The 20,268-nt window shown below is 40.7% G+C and carries 18 protein-coding genes, 2 tRNA genes and 1 pseudogene; 4 read left to right on the top strand and 17 right to left on the bottom strand.

What is annotated here, in order from left to right:
- Nucleotides 1-2 precede the first annotated feature (2 nt).
- From EJK17_RS07015 to EJK17_RS06990, 6 genes are all read right to left on the bottom strand, one after another.
- The gene (locus EJK17_RS07015) at nt 3-1,154 is read right to left on the bottom strand and encodes a CDP-glycerol glycerophosphotransferase family protein (RefSeq protein ID WP_103660743.1); all 1,152 of its coding nucleotides are present in this window, start codon (nt 1,152-1,154) and stop codon (nt 3-5) included.
- Between the two features lie 90 nt (nt 1,155-1,244).
- The gene (locus tag EJK17_RS07010) at nt 1,245-3,914 is read right to left on the bottom strand and encodes a calcium-translocating P-type ATPase, PMCA-type (protein WP_103660744.1); all 2,670 of its coding nucleotides are present in this window, start codon (nt 3,912-3,914) and stop codon (nt 1,245-1,247) included.
- Between the two features lie 189 nt (nt 3,915-4,103).
- The gene (gene nadE, locus EJK17_RS07005) at nt 4,104-4,934 is read right to left on the bottom strand and encodes an ammonia-dependent NAD(+) synthetase (RefSeq protein WP_103660745.1); all 831 of its coding nucleotides are present in this window, start codon (nt 4,932-4,934) and stop codon (nt 4,104-4,106) included.
- Nucleotides 4,931-6,409 (bottom strand): nicotinate phosphoribosyltransferase, encoded by a 1,479-nt coding sequence (locus EJK17_RS07000; RefSeq protein ID WP_103660746.1) that lies wholly within the window; start codon nt 6,407-6,409, stop codon nt 4,931-4,933. Before EJK17_RS07000 ends, nadE begins: the two co-directional genes overlap by 4 nt.
- A 77-nt stretch (nt 6,410-6,486) precedes the next feature.
- Complete coding sequence (locus EJK17_RS06995; RefSeq protein ID WP_103660747.1) at nt 6,487-7,581, bottom strand: glycosyltransferase; 1,095 nt, start codon at nt 7,579-7,581, stop codon at nt 6,487-6,489.
- Between the two features lie 7 nt (nt 7,582-7,588).
- Nucleotides 7,589-8,320, bottom strand: a complete 732-nt coding sequence (locus EJK17_RS06990) for a WecB/TagA/CpsF family glycosyltransferase (protein ID WP_103660748.1) — start codon at nt 8,318-8,320, stop codon at nt 7,589-7,591.
- 122 nt (nt 8,321-8,442) lie between these two features.
- On the opposite strand from EJK17_RS06990, the gene tagD reads away from it, so the two are divergent.
- Nucleotides 8,443-8,829, top strand: a complete 387-nt coding sequence (gene tagD, locus EJK17_RS06985; protein WP_103660749.1) for a glycerol-3-phosphate cytidylyltransferase — start codon at nt 8,443-8,445, stop codon at nt 8,827-8,829.
- Between the two features lie 91 nt (nt 8,830-8,920).
- Here the strand turns inward: tagD and EJK17_RS06980 are convergent, their stop codons facing one another.
- The 6 genes from EJK17_RS06980 to EJK17_RS06955 all read right to left on the bottom strand — a co-directional run bounded on the left by EJK17_RS06980 (nt 8,921) and on the right by EJK17_RS06955 (nt 14,620).
- Entirely contained in the window at nt 8,921-9,619 is a 699-nt protein-coding gene (locus EJK17_RS06980; RefSeq protein WP_103660750.1) for a GntR family transcriptional regulator, read from the bottom strand.
- Between the two features lie 86 nt (nt 9,620-9,705).
- Nucleotides 9,706-10,821 carry a hypothetical protein gene (locus EJK17_RS06975; RefSeq protein ID WP_103660751.1) on the bottom strand — a complete coding sequence of 372 codons (1,116 nt, stop codon included), beginning with the start codon at nt 10,819-10,821 and terminating at the stop codon, nt 9,706-9,708.
- Nucleotides 10,822-10,941: 120 nt separating this feature from the next.
- Nucleotides 10,942-12,453: a peptide ABC transporter substrate-binding protein gene (locus EJK17_RS06970; protein ID WP_236629291.1), complete on the bottom strand. Its 1,512-nt coding sequence runs from the start codon at nt 12,451-12,453 to the stop codon at nt 10,942-10,944.
- A gap of 262 nt (nt 12,454-12,715) precedes the next feature.
- Nucleotides 12,716-12,787 (bottom strand) — tRNA-Gln (locus EJK17_RS06965).
- A gap of 53 nt (nt 12,788-12,840) precedes the next feature.
- Nucleotides 12,841-12,922, bottom strand: a tRNA-Tyr gene (locus tag EJK17_RS06960).
- A gap of 261 nt (nt 12,923-13,183) precedes the next feature.
- Nucleotides 13,184-14,620 (bottom strand): SLAP domain-containing protein, encoded by a 1,437-nt coding sequence (locus EJK17_RS06955; RefSeq protein WP_161494891.1) that lies wholly within the window; start codon nt 14,618-14,620, stop codon nt 13,184-13,186.
- A 135-nt stretch (nt 14,621-14,755) separates the two neighbouring features.
- On the opposite strand from EJK17_RS06955, the gene EJK17_RS06950 reads away from it, so the two are divergent.
- From EJK17_RS06950 to EJK17_RS06940, 3 genes are read left to right on the top strand one after another with little or no spacing between them, the layout of a single operon-like run.
- A complete protein-coding gene (locus tag EJK17_RS06950) occupies nt 14,756-15,418 on the top strand; it encodes a serine dehydratase beta chain (protein ID WP_103660754.1) in 663 nt (220 codons plus the stop codon).
- Nucleotides 15,419-15,429: 11 nt separating this feature from the next.
- Nucleotides 15,430-16,311: an L-serine ammonia-lyase, iron-sulfur-dependent, subunit alpha gene (gene sdaAA, locus EJK17_RS06945; protein ID WP_103660755.1), complete on the top strand. Its 882-nt coding sequence runs from the start codon at nt 15,430-15,432 to the stop codon at nt 16,309-16,311.
- Between the two features lie 2 nt (nt 16,312-16,313).
- A complete protein-coding gene (locus EJK17_RS06940) occupies nt 16,314-16,628 on the top strand; it encodes a metal-sulfur cluster assembly factor (RefSeq protein ID WP_103660756.1) in 315 nt (104 codons plus the stop codon).
- Nucleotides 16,629-16,706: 78 nt separating this feature from the next.
- Here EJK17_RS06940 and EJK17_RS11815 read toward each other — a convergent pair whose 3' ends face one another.
- From EJK17_RS11815 to EJK17_RS06925, 5 genes and pseudogenes are all read right to left on the bottom strand, one after another.
- A complete protein-coding gene (locus EJK17_RS11815) occupies nt 16,707-17,300 on the bottom strand; it encodes a CPBP family intramembrane glutamic endopeptidase (RefSeq protein WP_236629287.1) in 594 nt (197 codons plus the stop codon).
- A 14-nt stretch (nt 17,301-17,314) separates the two neighbouring features.
- A complete protein-coding gene (locus EJK17_RS11810) occupies nt 17,315-17,935 on the bottom strand; it encodes a hypothetical protein (RefSeq protein ID WP_236629288.1) in 621 nt (206 codons plus the stop codon).
- A gap of 124 nt (nt 17,936-18,059) precedes the next feature.
- A complete protein-coding gene (locus EJK17_RS06930) occupies nt 18,060-19,148 on the bottom strand; it encodes an SLAP domain-containing protein (protein WP_369823567.1) in 1,089 nt (362 codons plus the stop codon).
- A complete protein-coding gene (locus tag EJK17_RS12140) occupies nt 19,130-19,546 on the bottom strand; it encodes a hypothetical protein (protein ID WP_369823568.1) in 417 nt (138 codons plus the stop codon). The genes EJK17_RS06930 and EJK17_RS12140 overlap by 19 nt, the downstream gene beginning before the upstream one ends.
- Nucleotides 19,547-19,826: 280 nt before the next feature.
- A pseudogene (locus EJK17_RS06925) lies at nt 19,827-20,268 on the bottom strand (UPF0236 family protein); the annotation flags it as partial.

The following is a 20,268-nucleotide window of genomic DNA, read 5'->3' as shown; positions in this document are numbered from 1 at the left end:
GATCACCTATATCGCTTTGTCATATAGTCAAAAATCTGCTCACAATAATTGTCCCCTTTGATCTGATTGGTCAAATCTAGCCAATAAAGGCGACGATTGCGAATTTGCTGGTTGTCTAATTCTGACAAAGTCTTGATTAATTCTGTTTGGGAATTAACGCAGATTCCTGGCGTAATTTCTTCATACGGTCCCATTAATAGACCTCGTGTCTTTTCATATTGTGCTAAGAAGTTGGTGATGAAGATAATTGGTTTATTTAAATACAAGTAGTCAAAATAGATCGATGAAAAATCCGTCATCAAAAAGTCAGTATCACCTAATAATTCATACAAGTCATAGTTGTGGTCAAACAAGTAATCATTATTTAAAAAAGCAATATTGGAATAATTACTCTTGAAACTAGCAAACAGACGCATTTCATAGGGATGCAATTTAACAATTAAATACTGGTGTCGCTGAGCCAAAGCTTCGTTTAACTGCTGCCCATCAAAATCTTCAAAGGCAAAGAAGTTACCCTGTTTGATCTGATCCATGATCGTCTGATCTTCTAATTCATAGCGAAAAGTTGGCATGTAAATTCCAATTTGTGCCTGCTCATCAACTTGATCAAACAAATCTTTTAGTAGTTCTGCTTTTGAAATTACGGGCTTTTTTAAGTAGTCCAAGCGCGGAAAGCCTAATTTGCGATACTTTTTCCCTGAAATTGCCATGCAGGCGCTCATCAGGGTTTCATAAAGATCCGAACTAGAAGTAACGATGTCTGCATTTTTCTCCCATAACTTCCCATTGCGTTTAGTATCGCGCCGAAGCGTGTTATGAGCCATATTGCCCATCCGCTTAAGTGGAACGCCGTGCCAGAATTGTACATTAATTTGTCCTTTTCTTGCCTTAAACGGTTGGTGGGTGGTAATGACATACCGGGCAGCCCCAATCTTTTGCCAAGTCGCCCACTTTAAGTGTGAGGATGGCCAAGGCTCAACCAAAGTTACGTTGAATTCTGGATGATTCAATTGCAAGTACTTATAAAATAAATAGCCATTAGAACCGGAACGGCCTGAGCCATTCAAGATGACGACATTATTTTCTTCCATCGTCGTAAAATGTGCCAAAAAGCACATCCATTTTAAATATAGTCGAAATAAAAAACTCTTCATAAACATCTTCCTAGAAAAAATATATTTTCTTCTAAGCATACAAAAAAAGCTTGAGTCTCCTCAAGCCTTTTTCAAGTATTTTCTCAAATTTTATTGTTTACCGGCTCTTCTTTCGAAGAATTTAACAATTTCCACAATTAAAATCATGCAAATTCCAGCTAGTAAAACGACTAACCATTGGCCACCATCAAGTTCAGTCACATCAAAGAACTTAGTCATAAATGGCAATTCCACTGCAGCCATAATCACAGCTGCAATAATAATGGCACCATTGAACCACTTATTTACAAATGTATGCTTGCTAAAGATTGATTGGTGGATGTACTTAGAATTAATGGCATGGAAGAGCTGGATTAAGCCTAAAGTTAAGAAGGCCATGGTCAAAGCATCCCCATGTTGCAAGGCTGGATTATCAATGTGAGGTCCGACATGTAAGCCTAATTGGTAAGCCCCTAGCACTAAGACCCCTTCCAAAATTCCTTGATAAATAATGGAACTAGCCACGCCGCCACTGAAGAAGTTTGACTTTCTTCCCCGCGGTTGACGCTTCATAATGCCATCTTCCACTGGTTCAACCCCTAAGGCAATCGCTGGCAAAGTATCAGTAACCAAGTTAATCCAAAGTAATTGCACTGGTGCTAAAATGTCCCAGCCCAGCATCGTCATCATGAAGACCGTTAAGACTTCACCAACGTTACAACTCATTAAGTAGAGGATGGCCTTTTGAATATTACTAAAGACTTTACGTCCTTGCTTAACAGCTTCAACGATCGTCGCAAAATTATCATCGGCCAAGACCATATCAGCGGCACCTTTTGAAACTTCAGTACCGGTAATCCCCATCCCGATACCGATATCAGCTTGCTTCAAACTTGGCGCATCGTTAACCCCGTCACCAGTCATGGCTACAATCTTACCGTTAGCTTGCCAAGCTTTGACAATTCTAACTTTGTGTTCTGGGGAAACCCGGGCATAAACATTGTAGTCACTTACGTGTTCTTTGAAGTAATCATCACTTAATTCATCAAGCTGAGCTCCGGTTAAGACTCGTTCATCGTGACCAGGTTTTAAAATTCCTAATCTTTCGGCAATTGCTTGCGCGGTGACTTGGTGGTCACCAGTAATCATCACGGTTCTAATGCCGGCGCTATGAGCTTCAGCTACTGCAGCTTTAGCTTCAGGACGCTCAGGGTCAATCATGCCGACCAGTCCGGCAAAGATTAAGTCCTGCTCAACATTATCCGTTGTTGGATCAGCATAAGTCTGATCAACAATCTTGTAAGCTAGGCCCAAAACTCTGAGGGCTTTTTTGGCCATGTCTTGGTTAGTTTGCAAAATATCTTGCTTTTGGGCAGCAGTGATTGGGCTCGTTTCTCCATTAATCTTAACCGAAGTTACCCGCTTCAATAATTCATCTGGAGCACCCTTAACGGCAACGAAGTACTTATCACCGTATTTATTAACGGTACTCATTAACTTTCTTTCTGAGTCAAATGGAACTTCTTGCACCCGCTTGTATTCAGTGAGTAAATCATTGACTGGAAGATTTTGATCAAAGGCATATTGAATCAGGGAAGTTTCAGTTGGATCCCCTAATAAGTCCCCGCCATTTTCAATCTTAGTATCGTTAGCTAAAATCATGGCTAACAAAGCCGGGTTATCAGCTTCAATTTCATCACTATCATCATGTGAACGGCCACGATAATAGACTTTTTCGACTGTCATCCGGTTTTGGGTTAAAGTCCCTGTCTTATCGGAACAAATAATATCCGTTGCCCCTAAAGTTTCAACAGCTGGCAACTTACGCACAATTGCCTTGTGCTTAGCCATCGTTTGCGTTCCTAAGGCCAAAATAATGGTAACAATTGCTGGCAAACCTTCTGGAATGGCTGCCACCGCTAAGGAAACCGCAACTAAGAATATATCAATGAGCAAGGCATTCATCGGTTCCGTGCCTTGCTTAGTGAAGACACCAACGGCAAAAACCACGGCACAAATGATCAAGATCATAATCGTTAAGGTCTTGCCCAAATGGTTCAAGTTTTCCTTTAACGGTGTGTCCGTTTCATCCGCGTTGTTAAGCATCGTGGCAATCTTACCAACTTCCGTGGTCATCCCCGTGCCAACAACGATCCCTTCGCCGCGGCCATAGGTAACATTAGTGCTTGAATAAGCCATATTAATCCGGTCAGCTAAAGCAACGTCCTTGCCTTGTAAAGTTTCATCACTCTTATCAACTGGTACAGATTCACCCGTTAAGGCCGACTCTTCAATCTTTAAGCTGTGAGCACTGTTTAAGCGCAAATCAGCGGGAACTACATCACCAGCTTCAAGTAATACAATATCACCTGGAACTAGTTCAGTACTTGGAATCTCTAAAATCGCATCCCCCCGGCGCACGTGTGCACTCGGCGTGGCCATTTCCTTTAAGGCATCAATTGCTGCTTCAGAACGGGCTTCTTGAATCACACCCAAGATAGCGTTCAAAATAACCACGATCATAATAATGGCGGCATCGGTCCATTCATGGGCAACGACCCCACTTAAAATGGCAGCGACGATTAAGACGATAATCATAAAGTCTTTAAACTGGTCAACAAAGCGCATGAACATGCTCTTCTTCTTTTTCGCAGCTAAAGTATTAGCGCCGTACTCCGCTAATCTCTTTTTGGCTTCATCATTCGACAAACCAGAACTAATTGAAGTCTTTAATTCTTCAACTACTTCGGCACTTGTCTGCGCGTAATAGTTCTTAGCCAAAATAATTTCCCCCTTCTAACAAAAAAGAGACTCATATGCTTGTAGCACATAAGTCTCACAAATTAAGATAAGCCCAGAAGCCTTCTATTACTTCGATTGTTGAGCTTATCGCAAGCAAAATGCTGTTACTCCCTTATGACAAGTTTATTATAAGAAAGTTTGCAGCGTTTAACAAGTTTTAGCGAATGATTATTTCTTGTAAAAGTCATCAAAGACAGTGACTGGCAAATGACGCTTGTGTTCACTCTTCTTCCACAATTTTTCGATTTGTTCTGCTGCCTTGTCACTAACATCCTTACCTTCAAGGTAGTCATCAATTTCTTGGTAAGTAACACCTAAAGCCACTTCGTCAGGTAAGTCTGGCTTTTCTTCTTCAAGATCAGCTGTTGGAGCCTTTTCATAAAGGTGAGCTGGACAGCCAAGTTCCTTCAAGAGCATCTTACCTTGCCGCTTGTCTAAACGGAATAATGGGGTCAAGTCAGCTGCACCATCACCAAACTTAGTGTAAAAGCCGCTAAAGTTTTCAGCTGCATGGTCAGTTCCCACTACTGCACCTTGGTTAGCTCCAGCAATGGCATATTGCACGACCATTCTTTGGCGGGCCTTAATGTTACCTTTGTTAAAGTCGGTGATCTTTTGCCCAGTAGCTTCAACGACTTTCACCATGGCATCAACGGGTTCTTTAATGTTAACGATCAAATCTTGATCAGGCTTTTGGAAAGCGACTGCATCAGCGGCATCACTTGCATCCGCTTGTACACCATATGGCAAACGCACGGCGATGAATTGGTAAGAATCATCACCAGTTTCTTCACGCATTTCTTCAATAGCCATTTGGCAAAGCTTACCAGTTAAAGTAGAGTCTTGACCACCAGAAATCCCTAAGACGTAGGACTTGAGGAAGGGATTAGCCTTCAAGTAATCCTTTAAGAAATCAATTGAACGTCTGATTTCTTTTTTAGGATCAATTTCAGGTAAAACATGTTCATAAGCAATAATTTTCTTTTGTAATTCTCTCATCGACCAATGCTTCTTTCTCTAATCTTGCGACGAATGTCTTGAATTAAATTCATTTTGCTTTCGTACAAATCTTGGGACAAATCAACTGGATATTCTTGTGGGTTCAAGCTGCGCTTGTATTCATCCCATAACCCATCAAGGTTGTTAGCCACAAACTTTTTAATCTCATCTAAACTTGGTTGCTTGTAAACTAACTCGCCATCCTTGAAAATATCATGCAGTAATGGAATAGCAGTGTAGTCTGTTACCACCTTGTTGATGTAAGTGTATTGTGGGTGGAACATGAACAAGGCGTCAAACTTACGTGGGTCTTCTGTGTCACGTGATACCCAGTCGCCTTCGTTCTTCTTAGCGGTATTAGCGCTAATCCGCCAAACTTGCTTCTTCCCTGGGGTTGACACCTTAATGGCGTTAGAAGAAATCTTCAAAGTGTCCCGCATGGCATGAACTTCATCTTCAATGGCCACTAACTTGTAAACCGCACCTAAGGCTGGTTGATCATAAGCGGTGATGTACTTGGTTCCGATACCCCAGACATCAATCTTAGCGCCTTGCATCTTCAAGTTAGTGATGGTGTATTCATCCAAGTCATTTGAAGCAAAAATTTTCGCATCAGGATAACCAGCATCATCAAGTTCTTTACGAACTTGCTTAGAAATATAGGCCATGTCTCCGGAATCAATTCTTACCCCTAAGAAATTAATCTTGTCACCCATTTCGTTAGCAACTTTGATAGCGTTTGGTACCCCGCTACGGACCGTGTCGTAAGTATCAACTAAGAAAACACAGTTCTTGTGGGTTTCCGCATAAGCCTTGAAGGCATCATATTCACTACCAAAGGCTTCAACTAAGGCATGGGCGTGGGTACCAGAAATTGGAATTCCAAATAACTTACCAGCCCGGACATTACTAGTTGAGTCAAAACCACCAATATAAGCTGCTCTAGCACCCCAGATGGCCGCGTCCGTTTCTTGGGCCCGACGAGAACCAAATTCCATCAAGCCATCATCTTGTACAGCTAACTTAATTCTGGCTGCTTTAGTAGCCAGTAAGGTTTGGAAGTTGATGATGTTCAAAATGGTCGTTTCTACTAATTGAGCTTGGGCAAGTGGACCTTCAACTTGCAAAATTGGTTCATTAGCAAAAACCAATTCCCCTTCCTTCATAGAACGGATATTGAGCTTTAACTTGAAGTTGCGCAAATAATCGATAAAGTCGTCATCATAATCTTGCGTTTCCTTTAGGTATTGCAAGTCACTTTCTTTAAATTTCAAATTCTGTAAATATTGAATGATGTGCTCTAAGCCGGCATAAACGGCATAACCGTTGCCAAAAGGCTCCGTACGATAAAAAGCTTCAAAAACGGCATTGCGGTCAGCAATCCCCTTCTTGAAGTAAGTGTACATCATATTAATTTCGTATAAATCTGTATGTAAAGCCAAAGAATCATCTTTATCTATTTGTTGATAAAACATTGTTTCCTCTCAAATCTTGCATAACAATTTGTTCTTTATTATAACGATCCCGAACCCTTTCGACAATGATTCTACTCTTATTTGAGCAAATTGCGATACACTTTCAAGATTTCTGTCAATTGATTCTTAATTGAGAAGTGACTAGCAACATATTTCTTCTCTCTAACGCCCATTGCTTCTAACTCGGCTGTTGGCATAGCAATCGCCTTCTTTAATTGGCTAGCAATTGAGTCAACATCCCCAGTCTTAGCGATAAAACCATGTTGGTCATCCGGAATCATCATGTGAATATCCCCAACATCAGTTGACAAGATTGGAATCTGGTTATCACTAGCTTCAAGTAAAACCAATGGGAAACTCTCTGAATAAGAAGTCAAAACCGCTAAATTCATCCGCCGGTACAAATTCTTTAATTGTTTTTGGGTCATAAAGCCGTGAAAAGTAACTTGCGGACTAAGATCAAACTGGCGAGCTAAGGCCTTGAGCGGCTCTAATTGACTACCATCACCAGCAATATACAAGCGGATATGCGAGTCATCAATTTTCTTAAGAGCCTTCAATAATAATTCTTGTCCCTTAATTTTTTCGGTCCGGGCCACGTTAACAATATTGAAGTACATGTGCTCATACTTAGCCGGAATCTCACTGTCATCATGGAAGAAAATCCCGTTGTAAATGACATGGACCCGTTCAGGCTTAACCCCAACTTGGTCAGTGATTAACTTGGCAAAGCGTTGCGTCACGGCAAAAACGCAGTCCGCTTTCTTTAAGGCACGTAAATTTAATTTGGTAAAAATTTTCCCTAAAAAGCCCCGTCCAGCAAAGTCCAAATAAGGATCTGAATGCACAGTAATACACCATTTGGCCTGCAATTTGTGATGAATTAAAGACAGAAATAAATTAGCTCTGGCTCCATGCGTATGTACTAAATCATAGTGGTGTTCATTAATAAAGGCCGTTAATTTCTTTAAACTAGCCAAATCATACCGACTTTGAGCGCCTAAGCAGTAAGTGGTAATGCCCGCTTCTCTAGCAGCTTTATCAACAGGGCCTTCTGCTAGAGTTAATAATTCGAAATCTTGCCCACTTAATTTAGCCTCAGTTAACAAGTTGATAATATGCGACAAACCGCCGCCGTTTTCTAAACCAGCATTAATATGCAAAACTTTCATTGCTTAATTAATTATTTCCTCTCTTTGCTTGGTGAACTTTTGCGACAAATCTTGGTAACACCATCATCCGCTTGAAGCGGGTAGGATTGGTGACTAAGCGGTAAAACCACTCCAAATGCGTCTTTTGAAAGGCTTCAGGCGCTCTTTTTACTTGCCCGCTGAAGACGTCAAAGCTGCCACCAACACCCATCATCAGCGCTGGCATTGCGTTCTGACGCAAAATTGACAAGAGATATTCTTGCTTAGGAAAGCCTAAGGCGGCAAAGACAAGATCAGGCTGCGTTCTTTGAATCCGGCGCGCAACTAAATCTAGATCTTCAGTAAAGTAGCCATCTTCAGCCCCTACTAAGTTGACATTGCTATACTCTTTAGCCACTTTAGCTTGCACGGCGTGAATGACACTTGGTTTAGCCCCAATTAAGTACACCCGTAACCCGCGCTCATTAGCAATCTTCATGAGCCACAAGAACAGATCATAGCCAGTCACCCGTTCAGGTAGGGGCGTCTTGAGCATCTTAGCTGCTTTCACAATGCCAATGCCGTCAGCGGTAATATAATCTGCATCTTCTTGCAATACTTTCAAGTAGCGGGGATTTTCATTGGCCGCCATTACAATTTCTGGATTTGCCGTGACGATAAAAGTCGATTCATGATCGTTTAACCGACTAATAAACTCATTTTGAAATTGATTAAATGTTTTATTATCAAAATTAACTCCTAAAACGTTCACTTTATCCATCTTTATACCTCGATCAATTAGCGTCTTTTCCTTTATTTTATCAAAAGCCTGCTATCTTGGGGCAAGTTTTCCCTTTTCTTAACTTATGGTATGATTGAAGCGTTAAATTTTAGGAGTAAATTATGAAAAAAGTTATTACTTATGGCACCTTTGACCTGCTTCATTATGGTCATGTTCGCTTATTAAAAAGAGCCAAGGAATTGGGCGACTACTTAATTGTGGGCTTATCAACGGATGAATTTAATGAATATAAAAAGCACAAGGAAGCTTATAACACTTACCCTGAGCGTAAATATATTCTGGAAGCGATTCGCTACGTCGACGAAGTCATCCCTGAAAAAGATTGGGATCAAAAGATTGACGATATCAAAAAATATGACATTGATACCTTTGTCATGGGTAGCGATTGGGAAGGAAAATTCGACTTCTTGAAGCCCTATTGTAAGGTAGTATACCTGCCGCGCACCCCAGGAATTTCAACCACCAAAATTAAAGAAGATTTGAAATAGCAAAAAATCCAAGTTGGCAATTAAGCTAACTTGGATTTTTTATACACTATCTCGGCATATTCTCAAGAAGTTTCTGACCACTTCTCATTTTTTACTTAGAAAAAGTAAATTCAAATCTTTCAGCGACATACCGCGCACGGGTGTATTCAAACGGGACCCCATCTGAAAATTCGGTGACTTGCCGTCTCGTAATTAAGGCTTCACCCTTCTTGGCATGCAATAAACGCGCATCGTTTTCACTGGCATTAGCGGCAGAAATGTATTCTGTTACCCGGCCAATGTGAGAACTATTCTTTTCCAAAGCATCATACAAGTGCGTTGAAATATCTTCTTTGGAAATATCTTCAATTAAGTGATAAGGAATCGTCACCACTTCGTGACAAATTGGGGTCTTATCCGCATAACGAATTCGTTCCATCCGCAAAACATCGACGTCTTGCTTTAAATGCAGCCGTTCTTTTTCTGATAAGGATGGCCGCCCAATTTGATAAGAAATTAGCTTACTTGAAGGGACTTGACCATTAGCTTTAGTAATCTCAGTAAAGGACATAATCCCCGACATCTTTTCCTGCACCTTTTGGTTAGCTACATAAGTCCCACTACCAAGACGGCGCTCTAGGATGCCTTCATCTTCCAAAGTCTTAATTGCCTGGCGCAAAGTCATCCGTGACACGCCAAACTTAACGGCTAATTGTCGTTCAGCTGGAATCCGATCGCCCACGCGATAAACATGATTTTCAATATCACGCTTAATTTGATTATGGATTTTGATATACATTGGTTCTTCCATGCGCTTAGCCCCCTCAAAGTGTCTTATCTTTATTATAAGCTAAATTGGTCTAGATTTCATCACACTTGGTGACCAAATTTCATGTATTATTTTCTTTTAGCGGTCCAATTAAGGCCATAGACATGAACATTTTTCGGCTTTTGACATTCAATTTCTAGACTGGTCTGATCTGAAGCTAACACATTACTGTTAAACTTGGCATTATCCTTAATGGCCAATTCTGAGCCATTTGCATTCAAAATCAAGTTATGGCCAGCTAAGTGAGCTTTCCCGTTCAAGGCGAGGAAATACTCGTAGTCCCCATTGCCATTGAAGCTCACCCGCGTAGCATCCGCTTCAACTTGGTCTTGGAAATCCGCATGACTAAGCACTTGGCAACCAGTCATGGTAATCCGGGCCTCGTTAATCGCAATTAAGCGATCTAAAGTGCAGTTCTGCAGAATGGCACGGGCTTTTTGATCAAAATAAATTCCGCCGTTAAAGCGTGAATTTACAATATTCACCCAGCAGTCATCACTAATATATAAAGCGGCATCATCAAAGGACTTCACCGTACTGTTAAGCATATTAAGCCAGGTTTGCCCATGTAAAATCATGTAGTCCAAACTGGAATTATTAATATCAACTTCCGCATTGGTCTTGGTAAAAGTATTAGTTGACCCGTGAATGTGTGAATTATTGATAATTGCGGTCCCCTTGCCTTCTAAAGCTAAGGCGCAATATTCTTCTGAAGGATAATCAATGACACTATCATTCATTTCCAAGCGAAAATCGGCGTTGGCAAACATCGAAACGGACCCATTAGTTACTTGCGTTGAATATAATTCAAGCGTCACCTTTCCGTTAGCAGCAATCGCAGCCGTATCCGTTCCTGCACCTTTAATTGAGCAATTTCGCAAACTTAAATAGCCATCTGTTTCTGTTGGTACAAACAAACTATTGTGATCAGTATTGGTATTAATGCATAGATTCTCCAAATTAACAAAGTGGCTATCTTCAGAGACAGTAAGATAGCCCAGAATTGTAGTATCTTCTGGACTAGCTCCCATTCCCTTGACGGTCACATCAGTTAATTTTAATCCTTGCGGCAATTCATAATAGCCTGGCTCAAGCAGAATGACATCATCAGCTTGCAGATCCTTTAAAGCTTCGTGCCAGCCGATTTCACTACCGCCAGCGCCGACTCTAATTATTCTCGCCATTAAATTATTTTCCCCTTTAAGTTAAATTAATCTATATCTGTTTTCTTTAGCTAAACCAATAGCCAATCTTCATTCCTTCATTAAAAAATAGCCAAAGAACACTCTTTAGCTATTTTACTGCTATTTAATTGTAACATTCCAATAGTATGCAACATTTCCATAAGGTGATAATTGGAAGCCTTTAATTTGTGGTTTCAGTAAGTAGGAAGCTCCTGCTTGGTAAAGCGGTGCCACAAAAGCGTCCTTAGTTACCAACTGTTGTTCTGCCTTAATTAAAGCATTCAGTCGCTTAGTAGGCTCAGTTGCATAAGAAGTTTGAGCTAAGTTAATTTGCTTCCAGAAGTTAGCGTTGTGATAATCTTGCTGTAAATTAAACAATCCACCCACCGTTAAGAAATCAAGTGGATCTTCATAACTTGGTTGCCAAGTACCGAAGACAAAGTCGTAGTTGTGCTGAGTGGTGTTACTCAAGCGTGACTTCAGCGGAATTGACCGGACCCGAATAGTTAAACCAGGTAAGTTCTTCATCAAGTTACTTTGAATGAATTCTCCGACACGTTTGGAATCATCGATATCAGAAGTTAACAATTCCAAGGTCATTTTCTTCTTACCAAGTTCTTTTTGAGCTTGTTTCCATTCAGCGCGGGCATCCTTGACGTTATAACTAACCATCTTCCCGGCCGCCTCACGGTAATCCTTCTTAGTTGAAGCATCAGTAATAAAGTCAGCAGCAACTTGACCGGTGGCCGGCTTACCAGCATGTAAAATTGTATCAACTAACTGCTTGCGGTTAATGGCTAAACTAATGGCGCGCCGCAAGTGAACGTTGCCAGTAGCTTTTCGCTTCAAGTTGAAAGTGATGTAGCCATTAGTTGGCGTAACTTTAGTATGGTAATCCTTGTTGTGTTCATATTCCTTGACGAAATCTGAAGACAAAGGCACATAATCTAAGCTGTTACTTCTAAACAAGTTAACCCCGGTATTGGTGGTTTGGATTACTTGAATATTCACACGCTTGATTTTGACTGACTTTTTATTCCAATATTTGGGATTCTTCTTTAAAGTCCATTTCAAGTTAGAACCGGTCCAACCATTAACAGTAAACGGCCCGTTATAAACTAAATTATCAGCACTAGTACCGTATTTACTACCAAGCTTCTTACCCACCTTAGTATCTTGAGGATAGAATTGTGCTCCTTCAAGAATTTGTGGCAAGTATGGGATTGGGTTAGCTAAAGTAACTTGGAGCTTGTACTTACCAAGAGCTTTAATCCCTAATGAAGATACAGGAGCTTTACCTTGAGTAATCTTCGTCCCATTCTTAATGATTGAGTAAGAATCACTGTCTAAAGAGGAATTCTTAGGATCAACCGTCCGTCTCCAACCAGTCACGTAGTCTTGTGCAACTACAGGATCACCATTCGACCATTTCGCATCCTTACGCAAAGTGTAAGTGTAAACTTTTTGATCTTTAGAACGGGTTACTTTGCTGGCTCCAGCTAGTTGGGGTTGATTCTTTTTATCAAAGCGGTACAAACCTTCCATGGAGTTCTGTAAAACTTCTGAACTGGTAGTATCACCATATTTGCTTGAGTCTAAAGTAGAAATTTCATTTGAAGTAGCTGTGTTCATGACTTGCTTATTACTTGAAGAAGTTGAAGAGTTGTTAGAGCAAGCTGCTAAAAAGGCTGCTCCTACTAAGACAAGTCCAGCTAAAAACTTTTCTCGTTTTCTCAAAATTATTCATCCTCCTTACTTACTAAATATAAGTATATTAAAAAATACGATAAACGCAACTAAAAAGATTAGAATAATATTTTTAAGCAAAACAAAAAGTTCTACGGAAAATCCATAGAACTTTTTATCGGGTTGGGTGTTCAAATAATTAGAACAATTGGGTTAGCTGGATTCGAACCAGCGCATGATGGTACCAAAAACCATTGCCTTACCACTTGGCTATAACCCATTCGATTGAACTTTTACTTGTTGTTCAATGTACCAGCTGAGAAAACTCAGCAATGGAGGAGGGTGGATTCGAACCGCCGAACTCAGGGAGAGCGGTTTTACAGACCGCCGCGTTTAGCCACTTCGCTACTCCTCCGTAACAGCACGTTTATTATGATAACGAAGTTCTAGGAAAAATGCAAGGGAAAAAAGCAAAAAAATTAAAAAAGAGCAGAAAATTGCTTCTGCTCTCTTCTAATTAATTATCATCAATGTTTTCTGCAATCTCCATTACAGAATTGTCGTGTTCGGAAACAGTAAAACCGACTATAGTTACGAACATGAATTAAGCGCTATGTGCTTTAATTCATGTTCTACACTATCTCGGTTTTACTCGAGAAGTTTCCTCACACTTCTTCTATCTAAAGTTAACAGTTCTTACATATTGACCCTTGCCAATTCTGTAGTAACGTTTACCGTTCTTGAATTTAACTGAGCCGCCGTAAGTTCTTACCTTCTTGCCCTTCTTCAAGACCTTCTTGTTAGCACGACGCTTTGAAGACTTGTAGATGTATGAACGACGCTTCAAAGTCCGCTTCTTGCCGTCAACGTTAGAAGCCTTGATGTAGTTGTCGCTGTTAGCGATCTTGTAGCACTTAGCACCGTTGATAGTAACTGCTTGGTCTTCAATAGTTACGCGCTTGTAAAGCTTGTAAGTATGACCTGCACGCTTACCGTCCTTAGTGTAAGCAGCTGCTGCGTGAAGCAAAGTAATCTTCTTAGTAGCAACTTCTGGCTTAGAATTTTCATCCTTGTTAGTGTTGTTGTCAGTAGCAACCTTGTCAAAGACGCTAGTTAAGACAAATTGGTTAGCACTAGCACCGTTGATGCGAGTGTATGAAACGTTGTTAACAACTACTGGGTTACCGAAGGTAGCAATTGAAGTACCAACGTTAATGATGTTAGTAGTTTGAGAAACAGTGTTACCGTTAATTGAGTAAACAACGGCTTGGGTGTTAACAGTCTTGTAAGTTGCGCCCTTTTCACCAACAGTTAAGTTGAAGGTTAAAGTTACGCCCTTGCCTGCTGGGTTAATAGCAGTCACAGTTACAGGGTATTGACCAGCAACTGCGGTGTTAACCTTTGAAGTGTCCACAGTCACAGCAATGGCATTCTTATCTGAAGCTGAAACTTGAGCAGTGAAAGCTTTTTGAATAGCAGCAGTGTCTACAGTACCGTTAACCTTAACGTAATTAAATGATGCGTTATCAGCTAAAGTAATGTTTTGAGTGTGATCGAACTTCTTACCATTGTAAGAAATTACTGGGTTTGCACTATAATCAGCTGGAGCGTCATAAGGAGTTACATTAACAGGCATAGTAATTGATTGGCTCAAGTTCTTGCCGTAGTTCAAAACTGCATTAACAGTGAATGAGTTAGCTGGCATGTTAAATGAACCATTAGCGTTTACAGAAATACCTGCTTGTGAGTTAAGAGCACCAGTGATTGCAATAGTCAAAGCTTGAGTGTTCCAAGCAACAGTATTCTTACCATCAGTAGTAATGCTGTACTTCTTAGTAATTGCATCAACAATTGCAGAAACAGTGTTAGCTTTAAGTGAAACTGAACCTGAAGTTACGCGGTTGTTACCTTCAACAAAGTATGGTGTACCTTCAACGTTTTCAGAATTTACTGGCTTAACAGCTTCCTTCTTTTCAGTCTTTTTAGTTGATTTACTGTTAGCTGTAGTCTTAGCACTTGCTGCTGCATTAACTGGCACAGCTGAAGCCACAACTGGTGACACAGCAAGCAAAGCTGCTGCAGCTAAACTAACGATTTTGATGTTCTTTTTCATAGATGAATTTTCCTCCTTAAACATCACTAAAGTGTCCTCATCATTATAAACCTTTTTATCAAAAGAATTTTCTTTTTTACTTTTTACGGAAAAATTTTAGAATAGAACTAACCAAAAGGATAAGGATGAACAAAAATGACAGGAATTTATCGCAGCGTCTTTGATATTATCGGCCCCGTAATGATCGGACCTTCCAGCTCACACACAGCTGGCGCCGTGGCAATCGGCCAAGAAGGTAATAAATTATTCGGTGGCATCCCCAAGAAGGTGACCGTCCACTATTACGATTCCTTCGCTAAGACCCACCGTGGCCACGGAACTGACTACGCGATTGCAGCTGGCATCTTAGGTTTCAAGACTGATGATCCACGCGTGCCTGACGCCCCAGAAATTGCCCGCAAGCAAGGCGTGGATATCCGCTTCGTTGAAGAAGACGGTCCAAGTCCCATCGACCACCCGAATACAGCGATCTTGGACATGTCTGACGGTGAGAAAAAGATTCAGCTCTCCGGCTGCTCGATTGGCGGAGGCGCGATTGAAATCCGGCAACTCAAACTGCATGGCCTCACCATCACCCCGTCTGGTCCCTTGCCTATCATCCTGTCCATTAATCATGGTCAAGAATTAACTGACGAAATTCCGGTCGATCTCTTCTTGCAAAAACACGCTCCTTACAATATTAAGCGAGCTTATCACAACGACTCATGTTATATTTATGAATATGACTTGAAGAATTATTTGCAAGATAAATTAATCCAAGAAATTAAAACCAAGTTTCCCAATGTTATTTGTTTATAAGAAGAAAAATTATGTATCAACACATTAAAGAAATTGTGGCCGCGGCCCAAAAAGAGCACAAAGCCCTTTCTGAATTAATTATTGAACAAGAATGCCAAACTTCTGGCCTACCAAGAGAAGTCATTTGGCAAAAGATGAAATATAACCTCTCCACTATGAAGCAAGCGGTGGAAAAAGGTGAAAGCGGCGATGGCGTCTATTCTAAAACTGGCTTAACCGGTGGTGAAGCCATCAAGATCAAGAATTATCGACAAAAGCACCAAACTCTGTCAGGCGATATTATGATGCAAGCCGTTGAAAACGCCGTTGCCACTAATGAAGTTAATGCGGCCATGGGCACTATCTGTGCGACCCCAACAGCTGGCTCATCTGGGACCTTGCCTGGCGTACTATTCATGCTCAAGAAACGCTTAGACTTGACTGAGGAGCAAATGATTCGCTTTCTCTTCACGGCTGGTGGCTTTGGCATGGTGATCGCTAATAATGCGGAAATTGCCGGGGCAACTGGTGGCTGCCAAGCTGAAGTTGGCAGTGCGTCAGGGATGGGCGCCGCCGCTGCAGTCGAAGCGGCTGGTGGCAGTCCTGAACAAAGTGCGCAAGCCTTATCCATCGCTATCTCTAACCTGCTCGGCTTAGTCTGCGATCCAATTGCAGGGTTAGTAGAAGTGCCATGCGTTAAGAGAAACGCCATCGGTGCGGGGAATGCCTTAATCGCCGCTGATATGGCCTTAGCTGGCTGCACCAGCGTCATCCCTCCCGACGAATGTATCATTGCCTTAAAAGAAGTTGGTCACAGCATGCCTGCTGCTCTAAGAGAAACTGGAATGGGCGGCTTAGCTGGGACCCCAACTGGCCAAGCAATTAAGACAAAGATTTTTGGTAAGGATGCTTAATCATGCGTGAAGCAAAAGTAATTAAAGATGATATCATTAATCATCTAGCCCAAGTAATTGACCCGGAATTAGGCATTGATGTGGTTAATTTAGGTTTGATCTACGGCATTGACCTGGATAAAGATGGGATCTGTTTGATCAACATGACCCTCACCACGCCAGGCTGTCCGCTAGTTAACACCTTAGAGATGCGGATCAAGGCAGAACTGAAAAAAGTTCCAGAAATTAAGAACGTGGATGTTGAATACGTTTGGTATCCGGTCTGGACGCCAGATAAGATTAGTGAGGCTGGTAAGATTGCCTTAGGAATTATGTAGAAAATAAAAGTGAAAATATCGAAAAATAGCCATTGTTCAAACTAATGAGCAATGACTATTTTTGATTTAGCAATTTAATTAACTTTGCATGTTTAATAAACGATCCGCATTCTCTTCTAGCGCTTGCCGACGTTTACCATACATCATCCAAACGGTGAACAGTAATGGTACGCCAACAATTAAGATTAAGTTGAGGTAGTCCGTCATCCAGTCATCAAATGACCAACCAGCTGAATTCCAACCAGTTTGCAAATTAATCAGATAATCCATTAAGAAGTGGAACATCATTGGTAACCAGAGTTTACCGGTGTAGAGGTAAAGGACGGCCCAGAGAAAGCCGCTGCCCATGACGCCGATGACTTGGGCAAAGACGGCTTGGGCTGTCTCGCCGTTCCAGCCGAAGTTGGATAAATGGGACAAACCGAAGATAATTCCTGAGGCATAGACTGCCAAAGGTACACGGTAGTTGCGATCATATCTGAAACCCCAGAGAAAAACGACGATCATCAGGTAGCGTTGGGTTTCCTCTAAGATTCCTGGCTCTAAGGCATTGGTGAAATTAAGAATGGTGAAGGAACTGGCCTTGATGTCACAGCTATAGGCAAAAAAGACGCTTGATATGCTCTTGTCATAGGTGTTGAAGGAATTGTAGCACAAATCAATTAAGGCCATGACTAACAGGGCGATTAAAACTGATTTTTGGAAATGGGGCTTTTGACGAATTTCAAACTTGGGTTGAAGCGGTTGAACCAGGCGTAACTTAGACAGCAAGCAATGAATAATAGTGCAAAAGCGGCGATCACTCCTTGAGCGGTGACGGAATGAAGTAAACGGAAATGTTTGCTTACCATGAGGGATTCGTCGGGACCGTATTGTTGGTCAAGTAAAATCACAGCAAATAAAGCGAGATACCAGTGGCGCAAATTACCGGCGTAGAGCACAGCTAGTGGCAATAAGAGCACTAGATAAGCAATCCAGAGTAGAATTACCCAGAGTACTTCGAGGCTGCGGAAATTCAGTAAGAGAAAGTTTCCGATTTCGAGCCAAATAGAGCAGAAGAATTCGCTGAACAGAGCCAGATTGATCCAGCGAGCGAGTTCAAAATTGCTTGAGTCTGGTTGATCATGTTTGATTTGGACATAGAAATTGAGGCCCACGATGAGGATTAGCATTACTAATTGAATTAGGTTGGTAATGCGATCGCTATTATCTGTAAAGGTTTGGATGGCAGCGACTAAGACAGCGATGATCAGTTGCAGGTCAAAGATTTGCTGCCAGCGCTTGCGTGGTAGAATTACTTTTTTCATTTTTCAGATACTCCCTTTTCTTTTGTTTTCTCATTATAGGAGTTTGAGCTGAAAAATAAAATATTTTTTGGGCAAAAAAAGACGGTGCCGAAGCATCGTCTTTTCGTTATTTAGATTCTACTTTTTAATAGAAGTTTACAGCCTTGATGTAACGCTTATTGTTGTTTCTGCAGCCTTCAATTCTGTAGTACTTTTTACCGTTCTTAAATCTCATTTGTGGACCATAAGTAGTTACGGTTTGACCTCTGTACATCTTACCAGTACCTGGAGTACGACGGTATGATGACCAATAAATGTAAGCATTGTGACGTAAAGTACGTTGGTTACCAGTAATGTTAGTTACACGAACGTATTCATTCTTGTTAGCTACCTTGTAGTAAGTCTTACCGTTAATAGTTACTACTTCTGGAACATATTGAATGTCATTGTAGGCATAGTACATGTGACCTAAGTAGTTACCATTCTTATCATAAGCTCTTGAATCCACCATTACAGCATGAGTTGCAACGTTAGTATCACCTGCTGGAGTAGCTGGCTTAGTTAAGTCTGAAGTCTTTACCCAAATATTGCTTTTTGCAGCATCAGCTTTAGACTTAGTTGAAACTTGTGAGTATGATACATTGTTAATTGTCTTTGTACCATCAGCAACATAAACTTCATCACCTGTCTTAAAGGTAGTTGAACCTGGGAAGACATTGATTCCATAGATGTTGTAAGTAGAAATAGGGCCATTACCATAGATAGGTCGCTTTGCACTTGAAGCGATTAAGACAGTATATGTAACACTAGTAGTTTTTTGGGTTAAACCAGTAGCAGTTAGAGTTACATGGTAATAACGTCCTTCTTCTGAAGTATTAACATCATTGGAAGTTACGCTTAAAATGGCAGGAGTTGCAATCTTATCAGTTTGTTGAGCATTAATCTTAACTTCTTCACCATTAGTGTTATAGAAGTCAGTTGGTGTAAAATTAGCGCCCTTAGCAACTTGGAAAACAGAGTCGTTAGTTAATGTTGTAGTAGTACCGTTAAGAGTATACTTAATAACTGGATTGCTAGTAGTATCTGGAGTAGTAGTTGAAGCAGAAAATACAATAGGAATTTGAATTTCTGCACCATTACTTGTAAGTGATAAATTGAATTCTGAATTTGGTAAACTCTTAATTACATCAGTCTTATTCTTTGCAGTATCAAATACTACGCCGCTTGATTGCAAACGTTGCTTAAGAACTGAAGTATTAACTTTACTGTACCAGAATCAACATTGTTCTTGTGATAAACAATAGATAACTTTTGAATTTGGTTTACAACATCGGATACTGTATCTCCGACTTTAATTGAAATAGTAGTTCTAGCAACATTCTTACTTGGGGCGTTAGCATCTGGCTTACCAAATACATAGCCTCCAAATGAGAAGTATGGGCCATCAGCTGGCTTACTAGTTTGTGTATTACTACTATTAGTGTTTGATGGCTTAACTTCAACGCTAACATTACTGTTAATATCAGCCTTAACAACAGCACTGCCAGCAGCAGGAATCACACCTGTAGCTACAGGAGCGACAGCTAACAATGCAGCAGCAGCCATACTAATAATTCTTGTCTTTTTTCTCATAATATGTGGTCTTTCCTTTCTGGATAAAAACTCAGTACGATAAATAATAAGTTTCATACCTCATTACTTATTGTGAATTTTTTATACCATGTAACCAACTCGTTCCAAAAAATAACGTTTAAACAAATCCATGAGTTGGTACGCAATTTTCAGTTTAAACACTTTCAAATTGCACTACTAACTATACACTACTGATGTTAAGCTGTAATTACTGGACTATTACAGGTAAGTGTCAAAGTTTTTGCGGTTACTCAAAAACCATTAGTCTGACCTTAATTTCTTAATAATTTATGTGATTTAACATCCGATTGAATTTACTTAAATAGCTGCCACCAACTACTGCTGCTGTTAAGGCTCCGTGTTGAATACCGGTATGGATTTCGTGACGGATTCTCAAACTATCTCTAGCTGCGGCTTGTAATTTCTTACGGTCTAAGCTAATTAGTTTGCTCGTTTCAAAATCACTGTTGAGCCATTCTTCTAAGTCTCCATTCTTGATGCAAGTTAGAATTCGAAGCATTCCTTCGGCACCAGCTTCAGACCAATATTTGCCTTGGCCTTTAACGCGATAAGTATACTTACGGTGATTACTTTCACAACTACCAATTGCCTTGGTAACTTTTAAATCACGCATTTTGAACGGCTTAATATCGTTCCAGCGGCGATCAATATAGCTGCGTAGCCGCGTTAAATGCTCGTGGTTTTGCGGCGTATCTAGTTCA

Origin of the sequence: Lactobacillus xujianguonis, from assembly GCF_004009905.1 — a bacterium.
In the GTDB taxonomy this organism is placed as follows: domain Bacteria; phylum Bacillota; class Bacilli; order Lactobacillales; family Lactobacillaceae; genus Lactobacillus; species Lactobacillus xujianguonis.
Note: the sequence above shows the minus strand (reverse complement) of the source record. Positions and strands in the feature narration are given on the sequence as shown.

Excerpts from the sequence above, each read along its gene's own strand:
- EJK17_RS07015 (WP_103660743.1), bottom strand. The coding sequence starts at position 1,154 with ATGAAGAGTTTTTTATTTCGACTATATTTAAAATGGATGTGCTTTTTG.
- nadE (WP_103660745.1), bottom strand. The coding sequence starts at position 4,934 with ATGAGAGAATTACAAAAGAAAATTATTGCTTATGAACATGTTTTACCT.
- EJK17_RS07000 (WP_103660746.1), bottom strand. The coding sequence starts at position 6,409 with ATGTTTTATCAACAAATAGATAAAGATGATTCTTTGGCTTTACATACA.
- EJK17_RS06995 (WP_103660747.1), bottom strand. The coding sequence starts at position 7,581 with ATGAAAGTTTTGCATATTAATGCTGGTTTAGAAAACGGCGGCGGTTTG.
- EJK17_RS06990 (WP_103660748.1), bottom strand. The coding sequence starts at position 8,320 with ATGGATAAAGTGAACGTTTTAGGAGTTAATTTTGATAATAAAACATTT.
- tagD (WP_103660749.1), top strand. The coding sequence starts at position 8,443 with ATGAAAAAAGTTATTACTTATGGCACCTTTGACCTGCTTCATTATGGT.
- EJK17_RS06980 (WP_103660750.1), bottom strand. The coding sequence starts at position 9,619 with ATGGAAGAACCAATGTATATCAAAATCCATAATCAAATTAAGCGTGAT.
- EJK17_RS06975 (WP_103660751.1), bottom strand. The coding sequence starts at position 10,821 with ATGGCGAGAATAATTAGAGTCGGCGCTGGCGGTAGTGAAATCGGCTGG.
- EJK17_RS06970 (WP_236629291.1), bottom strand. The coding sequence starts at position 12,453 with ATGAACACAGCTACTTCAAATGAAATTTCTACTTTAGACTCAAGCAAA.
- EJK17_RS06955 (WP_161494891.1), bottom strand. The coding sequence starts at position 14,620 with ATGAAAAAGAACATCAAAATCGTTAGTTTAGCTGCAGCAGCTTTGCTT.
- EJK17_RS06950 (WP_103660754.1), top strand. The coding sequence starts at position 14,756 with ATGACAGGAATTTATCGCAGCGTCTTTGATATTATCGGCCCCGTAATG.
- sdaAA (WP_103660755.1), top strand. The coding sequence starts at position 15,430 with ATGTATCAACACATTAAAGAAATTGTGGCCGCGGCCCAAAAAGAGCAC.
- EJK17_RS06940 (WP_103660756.1), top strand. The coding sequence starts at position 16,314 with ATGCGTGAAGCAAAAGTAATTAAAGATGATATCATTAATCATCTAGCC.
- EJK17_RS11815 (WP_236629287.1), bottom strand. The coding sequence starts at position 17,300 with ATGGCCTTAATTGATTTGTGCTACAATTCCTTCAACACCTATGACAAG.
- EJK17_RS11810 (WP_236629288.1), bottom strand. The coding sequence starts at position 17,935 with ATGAAAAAAGTAATTCTACCACGCAAGCGCTGGCAGCAAATCTTTGAC.
- EJK17_RS12140 (WP_369823568.1), bottom strand. The coding sequence starts at position 19,546 with ATGAGAAAAAAGACAAGAATTATTAGTATGGCTGCTGCTGCATTGTTA.